The 17,013-nt window shown below is 71.5% G+C and carries 14 protein-coding genes; 4 read left to right on the top strand and 10 right to left on the bottom strand.

All coding sequences use genetic code 11. The features are described from left to right. The first annotated feature begins 129 nt into the window (after nt 1-129). Nucleotides 130-804, top strand: coding sequence for a GntR family transcriptional regulator (locus IF29_RS0130910; RefSeq protein WP_030261749.1), 675 nt, complete (start codon nt 130-132; stop codon nt 802-804). Between the two features lie 67 nt (nt 805-871). Here IF29_RS0130910 and IF29_RS0130905 read toward each other — a convergent pair whose 3' ends face one another. The 6 genes from IF29_RS0130905 to hppD are packed head-to-tail and all read right to left on the bottom strand — an operon-like array spanning nt 872 to nt 6,627. After that, on the bottom strand, nt 872-1,516 hold the full coding sequence (locus tag IF29_RS0130905) for a CoA transferase subunit B (protein ID WP_030261747.1): 645 nt from the start codon (nt 1,514-1,516) through the stop codon (nt 872-874). Next, nucleotides 1,516-2,271 (bottom strand): CoA transferase subunit A, encoded by a 756-nt coding sequence (locus tag IF29_RS0130900; RefSeq protein ID WP_030261745.1) that lies wholly within the window; start codon nt 2,269-2,271, stop codon nt 1,516-1,518. Before IF29_RS0130900 ends, IF29_RS0130905 begins: the two co-directional genes overlap by 1 nt. A 3-nt stretch (nt 2,272-2,274) precedes the next feature. After that, complete coding sequence (fahA, locus tag IF29_RS0130895) at nt 2,275-3,504, bottom strand: fumarylacetoacetase (RefSeq protein WP_030261743.1); 1,230 nt, start codon at nt 3,502-3,504, stop codon at nt 2,275-2,277. Next, nucleotides 3,501-4,346: a hypothetical protein gene (locus IF29_RS0130890; protein ID WP_037597221.1), complete on the bottom strand. Its 846-nt coding sequence runs from the start codon at nt 4,344-4,346 to the stop codon at nt 3,501-3,503. Before IF29_RS0130890 ends, fahA begins: the two co-directional genes overlap by 4 nt. Further along, a complete protein-coding gene (locus tag IF29_RS0130885; protein WP_030261741.1) occupies nt 4,343-5,542 on the bottom strand; it encodes a homogentisate 1,2-dioxygenase in 1,200 nt (399 codons plus the stop codon). The genes IF29_RS0130890 and IF29_RS0130885 overlap by 4 nt, the downstream gene beginning before the upstream one ends. A gap of 11 nt (nt 5,543-5,553) precedes the next feature. Continuing rightward, on the bottom strand, nt 5,554-6,627 hold the full coding sequence (hppD, locus tag IF29_RS0130880) for a 4-hydroxyphenylpyruvate dioxygenase (RefSeq protein ID WP_232242680.1): 1,074 nt from the start codon (nt 6,625-6,627) through the stop codon (nt 5,554-5,556). Between the two features lie 215 nt (nt 6,628-6,842). Between hppD and IF29_RS0130875 the strand changes: the two genes are divergently transcribed. Both IF29_RS0130875 and IF29_RS0130870 read left to right on the top strand, forming a co-directional pair. After that, entirely contained in the window at nt 6,843-7,364 is a 522-nt protein-coding gene (locus tag IF29_RS0130875) for an Lrp/AsnC family transcriptional regulator (RefSeq protein WP_030261738.1), read from the top strand. Nucleotides 7,365-7,461: 97 nt separating this feature from the next. After that, on the top strand, nt 7,462-8,661 hold the full coding sequence (locus tag IF29_RS0130870; RefSeq protein ID WP_030261736.1) for a PQQ-dependent sugar dehydrogenase: 1,200 nt from the start codon (nt 7,462-7,464) through the stop codon (nt 8,659-8,661). A gap of 51 nt (nt 8,662-8,712) precedes the next feature. On the opposite strand, the gene IF29_RS43995 is transcribed toward IF29_RS0130870, so the two are convergent. The 3 genes from IF29_RS43995 to IF29_RS0130855 all read right to left on the bottom strand — a co-directional run bounded on the left by IF29_RS43995 (nt 8,713) and on the right by IF29_RS0130855 (nt 12,999). After that, nucleotides 8,713-9,342: an Rv1733c family protein gene (locus IF29_RS43995; RefSeq protein WP_051726248.1), complete on the bottom strand. Its 630-nt coding sequence runs from the start codon at nt 9,340-9,342 to the stop codon at nt 8,713-8,715. Between the two features lie 145 nt (nt 9,343-9,487). Next, nucleotides 9,488-11,206 (bottom strand): MFS transporter, encoded by a 1,719-nt coding sequence (locus IF29_RS0130860; RefSeq protein ID WP_051726247.1) that lies wholly within the window; start codon nt 11,204-11,206, stop codon nt 9,488-9,490. Nucleotides 11,207-11,340: 134 nt separating this feature from the next. Next, on the bottom strand, nt 11,341-12,999 hold the full coding sequence (locus IF29_RS0130855) for an alkaline phosphatase family protein (protein WP_084715249.1): 1,659 nt from the start codon (nt 12,997-12,999) through the stop codon (nt 11,341-11,343). Between the two features lie 366 nt (nt 13,000-13,365). Here IF29_RS0130855 and IF29_RS0130850 point away from each other — a divergent pair, with 366 nt between their 5' ends. Further along, nucleotides 13,366-14,883 (top strand): hypothetical protein, encoded by a 1,518-nt coding sequence (locus tag IF29_RS0130850; RefSeq protein WP_157624011.1) that lies wholly within the window; start codon nt 13,366-13,368, stop codon nt 14,881-14,883. A gap of 374 nt (nt 14,884-15,257) precedes the next feature. Here IF29_RS0130850 and IF29_RS47070 read toward each other — a convergent pair whose 3' ends face one another. After that, nucleotides 15,258-16,976, bottom strand: a complete 1,719-nt coding sequence (locus IF29_RS47070; RefSeq protein ID WP_063757651.1) for a hypothetical protein — start codon at nt 16,974-16,976, stop codon at nt 15,258-15,260. Nucleotides 16,977-17,013: the final 37 nt, after the last annotated feature.

The following is a 17,013-nucleotide window of genomic DNA, read 5'->3' as shown; positions in this document are numbered from 1 at the left end:
TGTTTCAGCGTCAAGAGATTCAGCACAACTGACCGGCACATCGGGCCTCAGATCGGGGGTAGGCTGACGCCAGATATTTCTTGTCCCCGGTGTCCGACGCGGAGGGGTGCAGTGACAACCGTCGCCAGCATGAGCGAGTCCAAGCAGCCGTTGACCGAGCGGGTCTACCTGCTGCTGAAGGACGACATCCTGCACGCTCGTCTGGCCCCCGGAGCGACGGTGCTGGAGGCCGACCTCGCCGCGCGTTTCGGGGTCTCCAAGACCCCCGTGCGCGAGGCACTGCGGCTGCTGGTCCAGGACGGCTGGGTGACCGTGCTGCCCCGCAAGGGCTATGTGGTGCGCTCGCTGGGCCTGGAGGACCTGCGCGACGTCTTCCAGCTGCGCGAGCTGCTGGAACCGGAGTTCGCCGGCCAGGCCGCCGCGCGCTTCGCCCAACTGCGCGGCGGCGCGGCCGGGGTGACCGACGCCCTGAACGCCCACCGCGGCGCCGCGGACGATCTGGAACTGGCGCTGGCCAGCGCGGCCGACTTCCACATCGGCATCGCCGAGGTCGCCGGCAACGCCCGCGCGGCCCGCATGATCGCCTCCCTGGCCGACGAGGTCACCCGGCTGCACCACCTCATCCCCAGCCTGGAACCGCACATCTGGTCACGCGAGGAGCTGGACGCGCACGAGCGCATCGCGGCCGCCATCACCGCCGGCAACCGAAGGGACGCCGCCCGCGCCATGCGCGACCACCTGCGCTCGACCCACCAGGCCCTGGTCCAGGTCTTCGGCGTGCCGCGGCGCGCCTCGCGCGGCTGACCACGCAGGTGGGGCCGACCGTCACGGCGGACGGCCGGCCCCACCTGGGAGTTGACGCAGGGTCGGCTCAGGCCGCCCCGGCCGGCACCCGGACCCGGGTGCCGGTCTGCCCCAGGATCTGCGCCAGCGGCACCCCCGGGGCGGACTCCACCAGCACGACCCCGTCACCGGCCAGGTCGAACACCCCCAGGTCGGTGATGACCCGGTGCACGCATCCACGTCCGGTCAGCGGCAGGGTGCAGCGGTCGACCAGCTTCGGGCTGCCGTCCCTGGCCGTGTGCTCCATCAGGACGACCACCCGGCGCGCCCCGTGGACCAGGTCCATGGCACCACCCATCCCCTTGATCATCTTTCCGGGGACGGTCCAGTTGGCCAGGTCCCCGGAGGCCGACACCTCCAACGCCCCCAGCACGGCCAGGTCGATGTGGCCGCCCCGGATCATGCCGAAGGACAGTGCCGAGTCGAAGTAGGACGCGCCCGGACGGACCGTCACCGTCTCCTTGCCGGCATTGATCAGGTCGGGGTCCACCTGCTCGGGCCGGGGGTACGGTCCGGTGCCGAGCACGCCGTTCTCGGACTGGAGCACCACGTGCACGTCCTCGGGGACGTGGTCGGGCACCTGGGTGGGCAGGCCAATGCCCAGGTTGACGTACATGCCGTCGGCCAGCTCGCGGGCGGCCCGGGCGGCCATCTGGTCACGGGTCCACGCCATCAGGCCTGCACCGTCCTCTTCTCGATCCGGCGGTCCGCCGCCTGCTCCGGGGTCAGTGCCAGCACGCGCTGCACGAAGACGCCCGGCAGGTGGACCTCGTCCGGGTCCAGTTCCCCGGGCTCGACCAGTTCCTCGACCTCGGCGACGGTGAGCCGGCCGGCCATCGCGGCCAGCGGGTTGAAGTTGCGGGCCGAGGCGTGGAAGACCAGGTTGCCGTGCCGGTCCCCGCGGGCCGCCCGGACCAGTGCGAAGTCCGCGGTGATGGCCCGTTCCAGCACGTACTCCGTGCCGTCGAAGCGGCGGGTCTCCTTGGGCGGTGACGCCTCCACGACCTCGCCCCGGCTCCCGTAGCGCCAGGGCAGCCCGCCGTCGGCGACCTGGGTGCCCACCCCGGCGGGGGTGTAGAAGGCGGGGATGCCGCAGCCCCCGGCCCGCAGCCGCTCGGCCAGCGTCCCCTGGGGCACCAGCTCCAGCGCCAGCTCCCCGGAGAGGTACTGCCGTGCGAACTCCTTGTTCTCCCCGACGTAGCTGCCGGTCGCCCGGGCGATCCGGCCGGCCCCCAGCAGCAGCCCGAGACCGGCGTCGTCGACGCCGCAGTTGTTGGACACCACGTGCAGACCCGTGGCCCCCTGCTCCAGCAGCGCCCCGATGAGCACCGCGGGTATCCCGCACAGCCCGAACCCGCCCACGGCCAGGCTGGCGCCGTCCTGGACGTCGGCGACCGCCTCGGCCGCCGAACCAGCGGTCTTGTCCATGGCTCAGCCCTCCCCGGCGGTCGCCGGCAGGATGCGCCCGCGGACCTCGCCGAAGCCGATGCGCGAACCGTCAGCGCCCGGTGCGGTGGCCGTGATCACGACTTCGTCGCCGTCCTCCAGGAAGGTCCGGGTGCTCCCGTCGGGCAGTTCCAGCGGCCGCTCGCCGTTCCAGGCCAGCTCGATCAGCGAACCCCGGGTCTCCGGGTCGGGGCCGCTCACCGTGCCGGAGGCGTAGAAGTCACCGGTCCGCAGCGGGGCGCCGTTGACGGTCATGTGGGCCAGCTGCTGCGCCGCCGTCCAGTACAGGCCGGCGAACGGGGGCCGCGAGACGGTGCTGCCGTTGAGGGCCACCTCCAGCGACAGGTCCAGCCCCCACTGCGGCGCGGCGCCGTCGTCCAGGTACGGAAGCAGCGGCACGTCCCGGACCGGCGGCGCGGTACGGGCCTGTTCCAGGGCCTCCAGCGGCACGATCCACGGAGAGAGGGAGGTGGCGAAGGACTTCCCGAGGAAGGGGCCGAGCGGCACGTACTCCCAGGCCTGCAGGTCGCGCGCGGACCAGTCGTTGACCAGGCACACCCCGAAGACGTGGTCGGCGAAGCCCGTCAGGCCCACCCGGCTGCCCTGCGGCGAGGGGGTGCCGACCAGGAAGCCGACCTCGGCCTCGATGTCCAGGCGCAGCGAGGGCCCGAACCGGGGCGCCGGTTCACCGGGGGCCCGGCGCTGCCCGCAGGGTCGGACCACCGGGGTGCCGGAGACCACCAGGGAGCCCGCCCGGCCGTGGTAGCCGATGGGCAGGTGCTTCCAGTTGGGCGTCAGCGGTTCGGTGCCGGGACGGAACAGGGCGCCGAGGTTGGCCGCGTGGTGCTCGGAGGCGTAGAAGTCGACGTAGTCGCCCGGCTCGAAGGGCAGATGCAGCGTCACCGAGGCCAGCGGGTGCAACTGCGGCTCCACCGCGGCCCGGTGGGCGGCGTCGGTCAGCCATCCGGTGAGCGCGGAGCGCAGCGCCGACCAGTGCGCCCGTCCCGCCGCCAGCAGCGGGTTGAGCGTGGGCCCCTCCAGCAGCGCCGCGTCGGCGCCGGTGGCCCGGGCCGCGGCGGCCAGGTCCAGCACCAGGTCGCCGACGCGCACGCCCACTCGGCGCCGCCCGTCCTCGCGGCTGAAGACCCCGTAGGGCAGGTTGGCCAGGCCGAACAGGGTGCCTTCGGGCAGGTCCACCCAGGTGCTCGAGGTCATGCGTGCTCCGGGATCTGCGGGTGCGGTACGGGGAGGAGGTCGAGCGCGGCCAGCTCGGCCAGCGGCTCGGTGATGCTGCAGGTGCCGTAGCCGGTGAAGGCGGCGCGTACGGCGGAGACCTGTGGGAGCGTCAGATCGCCCAGCCGGGAGGCGATCCGGCGGCCGTCGCGCTGCTCCAGCACCGCCGCCACCTCGTCCGCCCCGGCCCCGGTCAGGGCCGTGTCGGTGGCGGCCAGGATGTTCAGGAAGCCGTGGTGCTCGAACCGGGTGACCGGATCGGTGTGGCGCACCGCCCGGTGCAGGCCGGCGGTGCACTTGAACGGCAGCCCGCGGGCCACGCAGCCGAGGATGAACGCCGCCACCTGCGCCGCGTCGGGGAAGGCCTGCGCCACGGTGCCGCCGGTACGCAGCTTGGCCCGGTGGCCGGAGCCGGCGACGGTGTCCAGGGCCTCGTCCAGGCCCTGGCCGGGCGGGATCTCCACCACTCCGCCGGCGGGCAGCACGGAGTCCAGGGCCCGCACCGCGTCGGCCGCCGTACCGCCGGGCCGGTAGGGCAGTTCGGCCCCGGCGACCCGTAGTCCGGCGTCCCGCGCCGCGGCCAGAACCGCCGCCAGCCCGTCCGGGCCCGCGGGGACGACCAGCACCGCAGGGCCGGGGTCGCCGGCCCGGACCACGTCCTCCAGGTGGGCGGCCCCGACCAGGAACGGGCCGACCAGCGGCGCGTACCAGGCGGCGCGGTGCTCGCGGTGGGCGGTGACGGCCCGAGCCGCCGGGGCGTTGCCGGGCGGGAACATGGCCGCGTCGTCGCACAGGCCGACGAAGAGATCGGGGATGGCGTTCACCGGCTCGGCCCCCGTCCGGACCAGGTCCAGGCGTAGCCCGGATCGGCGCAGTCCAGGCCGGCCTCGCCGAGCTGCAGCGGGCGGAAGGTGTCCACCATCACCGCGAGTTCGTCGAAGAACTCGGCGCCGATGGAGCGCTCGTAGGCTCCCGGCTGCGGTCCGTGCGCGTGCCCGCCGGGGTGCAGTGAGACCGAGCCCTGGCCGATGCCGGAGCCCCTGCGGGCCTCGTAGTCGCCGCCGCAGTAGAACATCACCTCGTCGCTGTCGACGTTGGAGTGGTAGTAGGGCACCGGGATGGACAGCGGGTGGTAGTCCACCTTGCGCGGGACGAAGTTGCAGATCACGAAGCCGTCGCCCTCGAAGACCTGGTGCGCCGGCGGCGGCTGGTGGACCCGGCCGGTGATCGGCTCGTAGTCGGCGATGTTGAAGGTGTAGGGGTACAGGCAGCCGTCCCAGCCGACCACGTCGAAGGGGTGCTGCGGGTAGACGTAGCGCGTGCCGCCGATACCGCCGGCCGTGCGGTGCTTGACCAGCACCTCCACGTCCGTGCCCTGGACCGACAGCGGTTCGTCGGGGCCGTGCAGGTCCCGCTCGCAGAAGGGCGCGTGCTCCAGCAGTTGCCCGTACTTGGACAGGTACCGCTTGGCGGGCGCGATGTGGGAGTTGGCCTCGACGGTGTAGAGCCGCAGCGGGCCGTCGCCGCCGGGCACCCAGCGGTGGGTGGTCGCGCGCGGCAGCAGGACGTAGTCGCCCTGGCGCACCGTCAGCTCCCCGAAGACCGTCTCGACGCGGCCCTCGCCGGCTTCGACGTAGACGCACTCGTCGCCGACGGCGTTGCGGTACAGCGGCGAGGGCGCGCCCGCGGCCACGTAGCCGATGCGCACGTCGCCGTTGCCGAGCACCAGGCGCCGTCCGGTGACGGCGTCGGTGTTCTTCCACTCCTCCCCCGCGGTCAGCTGGTGCAGCCTCAGGTGGCGTGGCGTCAGTGGGTGGTTGGCGGTCAGGGACTGGTCCGGGAGCTCCCAGACCGCGGCGTCGACGATGGCCGACGGGATGTTCCGGTGGTAGAGCAGCGAGGAGTCGGAGGAGAAGCCCTCCTCCCCCATCAGCTCCTCGTAGTACAGGCCGCCTTCGGGGTTCCGGTGCTGGGTGTGCCGCTTGGGCGGGACGGCGCCCAGCCGACGGTAGTGGGCCATGGACGTCTCCTCTACAGGTTGCCGCGGCGGGCCTGCTCGCGCTCGATGGCCTCGAACAGGGCCTTGAAGTTGCCCTTGCCGAAGCCCAGCGAGCCGTGACGCTCGATCAGTTCGAAGAACACGGTCGGACGGTCCTGCAGCGGCTTGGTGAAGATCTGCAGCAGGTAGCCGTCCTCGTCCCGGTCCGCCAGGATCTTCAGCTCGCGCAGTGTCTCGACCGGGACGCGGGTGTCACCGACCCATTCGCCCAGGGTGTCGTAGTAGCTGTCCGGGGTGTCCAGGAACTCCACGCCCATCTCCCGCATGGCCCGGACGCTGCCGACGATGTCGCCGGTGGCGAGGGCCAGGTGCTGGACTCCGGGGCCGCCGTAGAACTCCAGGTACTCGTCGATCTGGGACTTGCGCTTGCCCGCGGCCGGCTCGTTGATGGGGAACTTCACCCGGTGGTTGCCGCTGGCCACGACCTTGGACATCAGCGCCGAGTACTCGGTGGCGATGTCGTCGCCGATGAACTCCTTCATGTTGGTGAAGCCCATGACGCGGTTGTAGAAGCCGACCCACTCGTCCATCCGCTCGACGTTGCCCACGCAGTGGTCCACGGCCTGGAAGTAGCGCTTGGGGTGCGCGGGCGGCTTGGCGTGGAAGAGCGGGGCGTGGGCGGCGAAGCCGGGCAGGAAGGGGCCGTTGTAGCCGGAGCGGTCCACCAGGGTGTGCCGGGTCTGTCCGTAGGTCGCCAGTGCGGCCAGCCGGACCGTGCCGTGCTCGTCCGCCAGGTCGTGCGGCTCCTCCAGCACGGTCGCGCCCTGGGAGCGGGCGAACGCGACGGCCCGGTCGACGTCGGGGACCTCGATCGCCAGGTCCACCACGCCGTCGCCGTGGGCGGCCACCGACTCGCCCACCGCGGTCCCGGCGTGGACCTCGCCGGTGAACACGAAGCGGGCCTTGCCGGAGGTGAGCACGTACTCGGCGACGTCACGGCTGCCGGTCTCCGGGCCGCGGTAGGCCACGCAGGTCATTCCGAACGCGGTCGAGTAGTAGTGCGCGGCCTGCTTGGCGTTGCCCACCGCGAAGCGGATGTGGTCCATACCGAGCACCGGGAACGGGTCGGCGGTGTCGTCGTGCGCAACGGCGCCGATCAGGGTGGTCAGGTCGACGTCGGTCAGGGGCTGGGTCATGGCGGACTCCCTGAGGGAGAGGCGGAGGGGTCGCCAGGCAGTAGACGCCCATCTGCGCGCTGTGACAACATCCTGCTCACCAGCTAGGCAGATTGCCAAGATGAGTCCGGCCGAACGGGATCCAGATGGAAGAAGTGCGCAGCAGGCTCGACCAGCTCGACATCCTGCTCATCCGGGCCCTGACCGAGCACCCGCGCATCGGCTTCCTGGAGCTCTCCCGGCTGGCCGGGGTGTCCCGGGCCACGGCCCAGGCCCGGATCCAGCGGCTGGAGGACCGCGGTGTGATCACCGGCTACGGGCCGGACCTCGACCTCCCCGCGGCCGGCTACCCGGTGCTGGCGTTCGTCAGCCTGGAGATCGCCCAGGGCGGCCTGGACCAGATCGCCGAGGAGCTCTCCCGGGTGCCGGAGATCCTGGAGGCCTACGGGGCCACCGGACCCGCCGACATCCACTGCCGCGTCGCCGCCGGATCGCACCAGCATCTGCAGCAGATCCTGATCCGGATCAACCGCATTCCCGCCGTGGTGCGGTCCACCAGCGTCATCGCCCTGTCCGAGGTCGTCGCCCCACGCCGGCTCCCGCTGCTCGACTCCGAACAGCGCCCGAGCCCCAGCCGGGTCCCGTCCTACCGCGACGGCCGGAAGTGACCGACTGTCAGCCCGGCGCGCCCGGGCGGCAGGCACGGCGTTCAGGGGTCCACAGGTGCGATGGTGAGGGGAGTCCGGCTCCCACGGAAGGAACGCCATGCACCGACGCGTCTTCGTCACGGGGACGGCCGCCCTGCTGCTGTCCGCCTGCTCCTCCAACGGCGGGGGCGGCTCACCGTCGCCCGCCCCGTCGTCCGCCGCCCCCACCTCTCCGGCACTGACCACGGCACCGTCCTCCTCCGCAGCATCGGCATCGGCCGCCGGCACGGCGTCCGCGAGCGCCGGCGCCCCGAAGGGCGGGGTGACCGTCACGGCCACCGTCGCCACCGGCATCAACGTGCCCTGGGGGCTGGTGCTGCTGCCGGACCGCAGCCTGCTGGTGGCCTCCCGGGACACCTACGAGATCCACCGCGTCGACCCGGCGACCGGTGCCAAGACGCTGGCCGGCACCGTGCCCGACGTCGTCTCCAACAAGGCCGCGGGCGGCGAGGCGGGCCTGCTCGGCCTCGCGCTGTCCCCGCGCTACGCGACCGACCACCTGGTCTACGCGTACTACTCCACCGCCCACGACAACCGCATCGCCCACCTGAGCTACGACCCGACCCAGCCCGCCGGGAAGCAGCTGGGCACACCGCAGCCGGTCCTCACGGCGATCCCGTTGGGCGTCCACCACAACGGCGGCCGGATCGGCTTCGGACCGGACGGCCTGCTCTACGCGGGCACCGGCGAGACCGGGAACACCGCACTGGCCCAGGACCGGAGTTCGCTCGGCGGCAAGATCCTGCGGATGACCCCGGCCGGGGAGGTGCCGTCCGGCAACCCCTTCCCCGGCTCGGTCGTCTACACCTACGGCCACCGCAACGTCCAGGGCCTGGCCTGGGACCCGCAGGGACGGCTCTGGGCCTCGGAGTTCGGCGACCGGGAGGCGGACGAGCTCAACCTGATCCTGCCCGGCCACAACTACGGCTGGCCGGCCACCCAGGGGAAGACCAGCAACTCCGAGTACACCAGCCCGGTCGCCCAGTTCGGCACCGAGGTGGACTCACCCAGCGGCATCGCCTACGCGGCGGGCTGCATCTGGATGGCCGGGCTCAAGGGCGAGCGCCTGTGGCGGATCCCGCTGGACGGCACCACGACCGCCGCCACCCCGCAGAGCTTCCTCGACGGCAGTTACGGCCGGCTCCGCAGCGTGATCGCGGACACCGACGGCACCCTGCTGCTCACCACCAGCAACACCGACGGCCGCGGCACCGCCCGCAGCGGCGACGACCGGATCCTGCGGCTGACCGTCCACTGAGCACGCCGTCAACGGCCCGTTGTCAACAGCCCGATGTCCAACGGCCAGATGTCAACGGCCCGCCCCGCCCTGGCCCCGGCGGGTCCAGACCGGCTCGACGTCCTCCCACTCCCGGGTCCAGCGCTCCAGGTCCACCTGGCCGAGGCGGCGGCGCCGCAGCGTGGCCACGGCCAGCGCCCCGGAGGTCACGCTGATCCAGACCAGCGAGCCGACCATCGCGGCCTTCCCGGTGGAGTAAGCCTCGGACCGCGGCGCGGAACTGGGGCTGCCGGCAGCGTCGACCCACACCGTGACCGGGTCGCCCCGGAGCGTGGTCGCGCCCGCTGCGGCACGCGCCTGGTGCGCCCCCGAGGCGTCGGTCCAGCGGACCTCCGCGGTGAACCGCGCGCCGTCGACGGGGTGCTGCTGGTCGGCGTCGGCCAGCGCCACGGCCTGCACCCGGTGCAGCGTCGCGGCGTAGCGCCCGGCGGCGGCGCGGTCGCTGCGGTACAGCCCCAGCGCCAGCAGCGCGGCCAGCGCGGTGATCACGATCAGGGCCGCGATCAGCAGCATCCGCAGCCTGGCGCGCAGTGCGTCGGTGCGCCGCCACAGCGGGTTGTGGCGCCGCGCCAGGGCGATCCCCAGGCGCGAGCGGCGTGGCGCAGGCTGGGCGGGAGTGGGGGCGGCTGCGGGCGTTGCCATGGATCTCGCCTCCTCGGGCACGGCCAGAGCCGGCGTGGACGGTGGAGCGGTCTCCCTCCATTCTGCGCCCGTGATGCGTTGTCAGGCAGGGCTGTACGAGACGATCTCGCCGACCGGCGTCACAGATCCGGGTGCGGTCCGTCGCTCAGCCGGCTTTCGGGCCGGTCGTCGCGGTGTCGGCGGGCGAACCGGTCCCGGCCGAGTGCGGTTCCGGGGTCCCGACCTGGGTGCCGGTGCCGCGCAGCATCGAGGCGATGGCCGCGAGCAGGGCGAGGGCCGCGCCGAAGGCGAACACCACCACCAGCCCGGAGTGGAACGGGGCGGCGATCAGGTGCGGGAAGAACTCGCGTCCGGTCAGGGTCTGTTGCTGGGCGGCGGTCAGCCCGGACAGCGCGCCGGTGGGTTGCAGCAGGTGCTGGATCGGGTTGACGCCCAGTTGTGCGGCGAACAGCGACGCCACCGGGGGCAGGTCGCCGACCTGGGCGGCGACGTGGGCCGGGACGCCCTGCTGGGTCAGGCCGCTGGTGAGGGCGTGCGGCAGGCTGCTCGCCAGTCCGGCGATCATGAGCGAGAAGAAGACACCGATGGAGACGGCGGTGCCCGAGTTCTGGAAGGTGGAGCGCATCCCGGAGGCGACGCCGCGCAGCCGGTCCGGCACGCTGCCCATGATCGACGAGGAGTTGGGGGAGGCGAACATGCCGCTGGCTATCCCGTTGAGGGCGATCAGCACCGCGAAGGTCCAGTAGCTGAAGTCGATCGGCAGCAGCATCAGCCCCAGGAAGCTGGCGCCGAACAGCAGTGCGCCGCCGGTGGCCAGGCCGCGTGAGCCGATCCGGTCGGACAGGTAGCCCGACACCGGGCCTGCGGCCAGGAACCCGGCGGTCAGCGGCAGCATGAAGATCCCGGCCCACAGCGGTGTGGCGGCGTAGTCGTAGCCGTGCAGCGGGAGCCAGATGCCCTGGAGCCAGATGATCAGTACGAACTGCATCCCGCCGCGGCCGATCGAGACGGCCAGGCCGGCCAGGTTGCCGAAGGTGAAGGCGCGCAGCCGGAACAGGCTCAGCTGGACCATCGGCGCGGAGACCCGGTTCTCGATGGCCACGAACGCCGCCAGCAGCACCAGGCCGCCCACGATCAGCACCTGGACCAGCGGGTTGGTCCAGCCCATGGTGTGGCCGCCGTAGGGCTGCAGGCCGAAGGTCACCGCGATCAGGACCGCGCTGAGCCCCACCGCGAAGGTGATGTTGCCCCACCAGTCGATCCGGCCGCCGTCGCGCCTGCCGGTCTCACGCAGGGTGCGGTACGCCCACACCGTGAAGAAGACACCGACCGGCACGTTCACCCAGAACACCGCGCGCCAGTCCCAGGCCGCGAGCAGTCCCCCGGCGACCAGGCCGATGAACATCCCGCCCAGCCCGGCGACCTGGTTGATGCCCAGGGCGAAGCCGCGCTGCTCCTTGGGGAAGGCGTCGGTCAGGATCGCGGCCGAGTTGGCGGTCAGCATCGAGCCGCCGACGGCCTGCAGCAATCGCCAGCCGATCAGCCACATGGCGCCGTGGCCGCCGTCGAAGGGGTCGAAGGAGAGCAGGACCGAGGCGAAGGTGAAGACCGCGAAGCCGGAGTTGTAGATCCGCACCCGGCCGTACATGTCGCCCAGCCGGCCCACGGTGACCACCAGGACGGCCTGAACCAGCCGGTACCCCATGATCATCCACAGCAGGTAGGCGATGTTGCCCGGCGACAGCGGGTCCAGGTGCACCCCCCGGAAGATCGCCGGCAGCGCGATCAGCACGATCGAGCCGTCCAGGGCGGACATGAACACTGCGGCGGTGGTGTTGGTCAGCGCCGTCCACTTGTACTCCATATGCTAAAGCTACTTTATCAACCCACCTTAGTAAACCGCCCCTGCTCCGACCCGGCACCACGGATCGGACACAACGCGAACGGCTCCGCCGGGCGATCGCCGCCGACGGAGCCGAACCGGGAACAACGTGCGTGTCAGCGCACCGGCAGGACCTTGGTGCCCTCCTCGCGGACGGCCTTCAGCTGCTGCGGGTCCAGGCCGAGCAGGGCCAGGATGGTCGGCGCGATCTGGGTGGTGTGGACCGTGGCCGCGTCGGTGACCCGGTCCGGGGTGCCGGCCCCGGAGACGACCAGCGGCACGTCCAGGTCGTCGGCGTGGCCGCCGCCGTGCTCGGCGACCTTGCCGGTGCCGCCGGTGTAGACGACCCCGTACTGGGCGACGCCGAAGATGTCCGGGACCCGGGCGTCACCGGGCTTGACCCCGAAGAAGTGCGCGGCGTCGGCACCGGCGTAGACCTTGGTCAGGCCGCCGTGGGTGTAGGCCTTCGCCTTCTTGTTGATGTCGGTGCCGGTGCCGCTCTGCGCCAGCAGGTACGCCTTGGCGAAGTCGGTCGCGGCCTTGGAGCGGTCCGAGAGCCAGATCAGCATGGCGTCGTCGTCCACCGCGTGCGCCACCAGGTCGGCTGCGGCCGGGTGGAGCTTCTTCCAGGCGGCGTTCAGGCCGTCCAGCAGCGGGCCGTCGTCGATCCGGGTGAGCGCGGTCGGGTCGGTGGGCGACTGGCCGTGCTTGGCCGAGAGGATGACCGTGGTGCTGCCGTCCAGGTGCTGCTTGTGGATCTCCGCGGTGAGCGCGCCGATCTGGGCGTTGATGTAGTCCAGGTTGTTCTGCAGCAGCGGTCCCGGCACGTTCTTGGCGGTGTAGCCGCCGGCCAGCCCGTCCGAGCTGGGCAGCTTCTCGGCGGTGGAGACGGACTGGAAGTTCAGGCCGAAGATGGCCGGGGTGCCGACCTTCTGCGAGCGCGAGTGGTCGTAGCCGTCGATCTCGTTGAGGACGGCCTTGACCTTGTAGCTGTCGTACTGCTGGGTGGCCTTGTTGTCGGTGGTCCAGTCGTTGCCCGAGGCGTAGCCGAGCGCGTCCGAGTTGATCTCGGGGGTGAACAGGTCCTGGATCCCGGTTCCTGACGGTCCGTCGAGGATGTCGTAGGCGGCGTGCTTGTCCGACCACGCGGTGCGCAGCCCGGCCTGGCGGGCCACCTCGAAGATGGTGTTCACCTGGAGGTACTGGTACGGGTAGACCGGCTTGCAGGTCTTGGGGTCGACCGGGAGCTTGCTCGGGTCGATGAGCTTGGTCGGGTTGCCGGTCATCGACAGGATGCTGCCCGGGAGGTTCTTCAGGCCCTGGCCGGCGTCGATGGAGGCCTTGTTGATGTCCAGGTCCTCGGTGAAGTCCACCTCCACCCCGGGCTTGACGCCCTTGCAGCTGGTGGTCCCGGCCGGCAGCAGCGCCGCGTTGTAGGTGTCGTCGTAGTAGACACCGGTGGTCCCCGGGCCGCCGCCGGTAGCCTGGGCGACCATGCCGGGGAAGCTGTCCGAGGGGTTGGTGGTCTTGGCGTCGGTGTACTGCACACCGCCGCGGACCAGCTTGGCCAGCGCCGACTGCGGGTGCCTGGCGATGTACCAGGCCAGGTCGGACTGGTGCAGGCCGTCCACCGAGATCAGCAGCACATGCTTGGCCGCGGCGCGGTGCGCCGCAGAGGCGGCCGGTACCGCGCCTGCGGGGGTGGCGAGGAAGGCTCCGCCGATCAGGCCGGTGGCGCCGAGGACGGCGGCAAGGCGGAGGTGACGACGATTCACGGGTACTCCTCGGGGTGTTTCGGGCTGCGCGTCGGCGCGATCCTGACTCACAGCCGCCGCCAAGGACACCCGTGCGCAGCACAGTTCACCCATAGTTCCGACCCTGGACGGGCCCTGGGCACGGGGGCGCCACCAAAGTCGGCGTGTTATCCGGGTGTTAGGTCGTCTGCGCCATGCTGGAGTGGTCTATACCCTGGGAACGGGTGATATCTCATTCCGGGACGACGCCCCCTAAACGCGGTAATTCCCTGACGCGGAAGGGGCTCCATTACCGCTGTCTTACACAAAGGCTCCGAGCCGTACTCCCGGGCTTCGGGCGGGCCAGTCTGTATCTCGCCCAAGCGAAAGGGAGCAGAAATGCCCGGCATGCGAATCAAAGTCAGGGAACGTACGGCGCGGCGCAAGCGCCGGCTCATGATCGGCATCCCGGCGGCGCTGGCTGTCGCCGCGGCCGGCGGGCTGGCCTTCGCGGATGTCACGCCGCCGTCGACTCCGGTCAACGGAGCCGGTTCCAACCCGTCGGCCATGGTCAACGGGGCCGCGGCCCCCTTCTCCATGGCCAACACCGCGCCCACCATGATGAGCAACGGCACCCTCACCGCGAACCTCTCGGTCACCACGGTCAGGCTCGCCTCCGCCTTCAGCTTCCTGTCCCCGTCCACCAACGGCATACCGACCTGGACGCGCACCGTCACCGCGGTCGCGCCCAACGGCACGCTGGAGGTGGCCTGGCAGGCGTCCAACTCGATCCACGTCACCCCGGTCAACCGGTTCCTGCAGCGGAGCGGACCGGACGTGGTGATCAACGGGGCCCAGGAGGTCGGCGGCCTGGTCGCCTTCAACAACGGCTTCACCCTGCTCACCCGGATCGCCGACCACAACAGGAACGGGGAGACCGCCGCGGCACTGATCCACGTCGCCAACAACCACGTGGTCTTCGTCGTCAAGCTGACCGGCACAGCCAGCCGTGACACCTCGCCGGTGCTCAACGGCCAACTGGCCTGGAACGGCAGCAAGTACACCACGTACTTCACCGTGCACGGCACCAGCGGCTCCAGGTCCGGGCAGTGGGGCGACAAGATGGTCCCCGTCAGCAGCTCCGGGCGCGTCCTCTCCGGCGGCTGGGAGTGGGGCTGCCGCGGCGACGTCGGCCGCTCCCTCTCCACCGGCTCCGCGAACTACGCGATCTGCTACGACGACGGCGGCTCCGGCGCCTCCAAGAGCAGCAGCGCCGACCAGATCACGGCCGGCAACGGCAGCCAGGTGGTCGCCCTCTCCGCGCCCGGTCCGGTCACCTACAAGAAGAACAGCCTCACCTGGAGCGTCAACCCGCGCTGGAAGACCGACCAGGTGGTGCTCGTCTTCCTCAGCGGCAGCCACTGGAAGACCGCCAAGTCGGTCGCCCTGACCGGCGACCAGTCCGTCCAGAACATCAATGTGCACATCGCGCCGTACGGCCGGAACGCGATGCTGGCCAGCTGGGACTCGTACCGCAACGGCCAGTACACCGGCACCCACCTCCGGCTGATCGACCTGCAGGGACGGTTCCTGACGGCGGACCTGGTCCTGACGATCCATGTCTCCGGCAACATCGTGGTGCTCCGCAACGGGGATCTGGCCTGGGCCTTCGTCCAGCAGACCCCGGCGTCCTACCACCGCGGCGGCAGCTGGCCGACCACCACGCACCTCTTCCTGGCCCGCCTCCGGGTCAGCTTCTCGGGTTCGGGCTCGGGCTCGACCTCCAGCCCGACCTCCGGCCCGACCTCGGCACCGATGCCGTCGCCGAGCATGTCCCCCTCCCCCACCCCCTCGATGACGATGGGAATGAGCGCAGCGCCGACCGCGACGTCCTCCGCCACGGTGAACGCCGGCTCCCACTGGTGAGCCTCCAGCGGTACCGGCACCGGGCCCCTCGAGCGAATCGCTCGAGGGGCCCGGTGCTTTCCCGTAGCGGCAGCCGCTGGAGACCACCGAGTCGGTCGCCCTGACCGGTGCCAGGACCCCTACCGCAACGGCCAGTAAGTACACCGGCACCCACGTCCGGCTGATCGAGCGGTACCGGTAGCGGGTCCCTCGAGCGAATCGCTCGGGGGACCCGGTGCTTTCCCCCAGCTTCAATAGTTCGTCAGCACATGAGTACGTGAAACGGTGCTGTCGCACCGCCGAAGAGACGCGTACGGAGCTGAACTCACAGCGGGCGCACAAAAGGGTGCCGCAGGCTCCGTGAGCCTGCGGCACCCTTTTGTGCACGGGTGGAATCACATGTGGTGGTGATGGTGCTTCATCCCGCGACCGCCGCCCCAGGTGGCGGTCGGCATGGCGGATGCCGGGGTGGTGGCACCGGTGCTGTTACCGGCCGCCGGGGCCGAGGCGGCCGCGGTGCAGGTGCTGGACGCCGACGGAGGCGCGGCTGCGGCTGCCGACGTGGGTGCCGTACCCGCTGCTGCCGTACTCGGCGCTGCTGCCGACGCACTGGTGGAGCCGGCTCCCGCTGCCATGGAGGCCGGGCCCGTCGCCGACCAGGCGTTGCCCACGGCCGACGACGCGGTCGCGGAACCTGCTGCCGACGCGGAGGCCGAGCCCGCCGCCGACGGCGCCACCGAAGCCGACGCCGACGCCGACATGCCGGCTGCCGCAGGCGTGCTCGCGGCGCCCGCCGTCGGGGTCGCCGTGCAGTTGGCGGCGGCGACCGGGGTCTGGCCGAGCGGGGTGTAGGTGGCCGCGGTCACCACGCCGTTGCCGTCCATGGTCAGCGTGATCGGGTTGGCCACGTTGAGCAGCCCACCGCAGTTCAGGTTGGTGAAGCTCTGGTTGGCCCGCATCGCCAGGAAGGTGAAGAGGTTGGTGGCCATCGCCGCGTCCACCGAGGGGGCGTTCTGGAAGGTCGCCATGTCCTTGAAGACCCGCTGGATGCCGTTGGCCGAGCCGAAGAAGTTCTGGCAGTACGTGGCGCCACTGCCGCTGTCGGCGCCGCCGATCGCGGCCTGGTCCACGCCCTGGCGGTAGAGGTTGGTCTTGTTGGCGTCCTGGTTGTTGTTGTTCAGCACCATCGGGTCGTTCTGCGGCACGAGGGCGATCGGCGCCTGCTGGTTGGCGGCGGCCGAGAGTTCGTCCAGCGGAAGTGCCGCGGAGGGCGCGCCGTCGCTGGACTGGTCGGGGCGGGTCCACGGAGTGCAGCCCAGGGCCGGGTCGATGAACTGGGTGAGCAGCAGGTTGTCGCTGCCGTTCGCCAGGTCGACGGGGTTCTGGTTCTGCAGGGCGGCCTTGCTCGCCGCGTTGTTCTGCGCGATGGTGCCGTTGCCGGTGGCGATGTAGTGGGTCACCACGTTGTCGCTCTGGTCCTGGTCGACCACGGAGAAGTCACGCACGGTGGGGCAGGGTTGGCCGTCGTTGGCCGTCCCGGCGGCCGGCACCTGCAGCATGTTCGCCTGTATCTCCTGGTTGGCGCTCTGGAAGAACGCCGGCGCGTTGCAGTAGGAGAACTGGCCGAAGATGGAGCCCTGGGTTCCGTTGACGCAGTTGCCCTGCTGCAGCGCGGTCGTGCCGTTGGCCGACTGCAGGGTGAGGTTGGTGCCGTTGAAGCCGAACCAGAGGCCCACGGTGGATCCCGCCGGCACCTGGGGGGTGACCGGGGCGGCCGCGGGCTGGGTGCCCTGGTCGACCACCAGCGGGTCGTAGAGCGTCAACTGGCCGTTGTTGGTGAGGATCGCCGCCTCGACGAAGGCCGACTGGTTGGCGTTGGCCTCGTTGCAGGGCCCGCCGCCCGCGTCCGTCGCGGCCAACTGGTAGGGCGTGGCCAGGCCCTGCGCCGTCAGCGGGTCGGCCGGGACGATCAGCGAGCAGTTGGGGTTGGGCGCGGCCGGCGCGGCGTTGTTCGCCGCGAGGGCGGTGGCCAGTCCACCGGCGACCACGGTGAGCACCACCGTCAGGACGGCCCACAGCGACCGCCTCTTGCGTTGCTTGCTTCGCTGGTCCAACGACCGGCGCGTGGGCAGGGGCTCCATCGGCAGGGGC

The sequence above is a fragment of the Streptacidiphilus jeojiense genome, assembly GCF_000719095.1.
Lineage (GTDB): Bacteria > Actinomycetota > Actinomycetes > Streptomycetales > Streptomycetaceae > Streptacidiphilus > Streptacidiphilus jeojiensis.
Note: the sequence above shows the minus strand (reverse complement) of the source record. Positions and strands in the feature narration are given on the sequence as shown.